Source organism: uncultured Campylobacter sp. (assembly GCF_938018145.1).
Lineage (GTDB): Bacteria > Campylobacterota > Campylobacteria > Campylobacterales > Campylobacteraceae > Campylobacter_A.
The window spans coordinates 1-1,797 of the sequence record NZ_CALIII010000260.1; the positions used below are offsets into that span (position 1 = coordinate 1).

Sequence of the window (1,797 nt, forward strand, 5' to 3'; positions counted from 1 at the left end):
CTAAGCGGCGAGTAATCTAAATTTAGCGGCTTGTCTTTTTGCCCTATACGGCGCCCGATTTCGCTGCGGGCTGCAGTCACGTATTATATATACGCTCCTTTGCCCTTGCTTATCCGCCTCGTCTATGACAAAAATACTTCGCCTTGACTTTTTATATTCAAATTTGATTTACCCAGACCCGCATCTTGAAAACGCTAAATTTGACCGATCGCGATTAAAATATCGATCAAATTCTCGTAAATTTACCGAGCCTCACCCTAGCAAAATTTCCTTCCTCGCTTCAAATTCCTCTTTGCTTATCGCGCCGCTCTCATAAAGCTCATAAAGGCGTCTTAGCCGCTCTTCGAGGTCTTGCGCGCGCAGCTTGTCTTTTAGCGCTTCTTTTTTCTGATTTTTCTCGACGGCCGCGCCGGTTAAGCGCAGATCAAAGAGCCACCACGCGCCCCAAAGCGCCCAAAATACGTAACCCACGATCGCCCAAGCTAGGCTATATCCGATGAAAAACAGCGCCATCATCGCAAAACCGCTCACGAATTTGCCCAGATAAAATCTATGCCCGCCAAACCAGCCCGTAAGCAGCCAAAGCGCGTAGGCTATATAAACGTTATCGCCCATTTTTAGCCCCTTTTCGCCCAGCGGCGAAGCTCTGCCAGAGTATGAGTACGACTCCGACGTCGATCATAACGTCTGCGAGGTTAAAGATCGCAAACTCAAACCATTTGTGCCAGTAAACGTAGTCCACGACGCCGCCGTGAACGAAGCGATCGAGCAAATTTGAACTGCCCGCGCCCAGGATTATACCCGCTCCTAGCGCATGCTCCTCTAGGATTTCCTTTTTTTGGGCGTCTTGGGTCAAATTTGGCTCCGTTTTTGCCGCAGCCCGCGCGCCAAATTTACGCTTTAGCCGCCAGAGCAGATAGCCGCAAACGCCCGCAATCAGCGCTAGCTGGATAAATTTGAGCCATTCTCCAAGAAACGCAAACATCGAAAACGCCACGCCGCGGTTGTATGCAAGCACTAGCGAAAAGTACTCGCCCTGCCACGAAAAACCGCCCAAAAATATCTGCTTGACCGCCTGATCGAGCGCGAAAACGACGAAAAACGCCGCAAAAAAAACGCCTAAAATTTTAGCCATTTAGAGCTTTTAGGAAAAATTTCTCAACCTCGTCCATTCGGGTTTTTAGCGCGTCGGCGCACTTGCCCTCGAGCAAGAGCCTGATGAGGTTTTCGGTGCCCGAGTAGCGAAATAGCGAGCGGATGCCATCTTTTGCGAGGCTTGCTTCAAGCTCTTTTAGCCCTGCGATGCTCTCAAGCGGCTTTTTCTCGGTTATCTTTAAATTTAGCAAAATTTGCGGATACGGTTTTATCTCGCTTAAAATTTCGCTCGCTTTTTTGCCCTTTTTTAGCACTAGTGCCGCAAACTGCAGCGCCGCTACGAGCCCGTCGCCCGTTTTTGCGTAGTCGCTAAATATGATGTGGCCGCTCTGCTCGCCGCCAAAATTCGTGCCGTTTTCTTTCATCTTTTCAAGCACGTATTTGTCGCCGACGTTTGCGCGCAGGAGCTTGATTTTGTGGGATTTTAGATAGTCTTCGAGTGCTGCGTTGCTCATCACCGTAGCCACGACCGCGCCGCCTTTTAGAGCTTTGTTTTCTTGCAAAAATGCCGCCATGACGCCTAGCAAACTATCGCCGTTTGCTACCTCACCGCACTCGTTGACAACCACGAGTCTGTCGGCGTCGCCGTCAAGCGCAAAGCCTAAATCAGCCCGTAATCGCACGACCTCGGAGGCTAAATTT

2 protein-coding genes and 1 pseudogene are annotated in these 1,797 nt (G+C 50.0%); all 3 read right to left on the minus strand.

Annotation, left to right across the window (positions count from 1 at the left end; genetic code table 11):
- Window positions 1–252: 252 nt before the first annotated feature.
- Window positions 253–615, minus strand: a complete 363-nt coding sequence (locus Q0338_RS05975) for an NINE protein (RefSeq protein ID WP_002949511.1) — start codon at window positions 613–615, stop codon at window positions 253–255.
- On the minus strand, window positions 605–1,135 hold the full coding sequence (locus tag Q0338_RS05980) for a signal peptidase II (protein WP_298085961.1): 531 nt from the start codon (window positions 1,133–1,135) through the stop codon (window positions 605–607). The genes Q0338_RS05975 and Q0338_RS05980 overlap by 11 nt, the downstream gene beginning before the upstream one ends.
- Window positions 1,128–1,797: pseudogene (gene glmM, locus Q0338_RS05985) on the minus strand (phosphoglucosamine mutase); the annotation flags it as partial. The gene Q0338_RS05980 and the pseudogene glmM, both read right to left, overlap by 8 nt.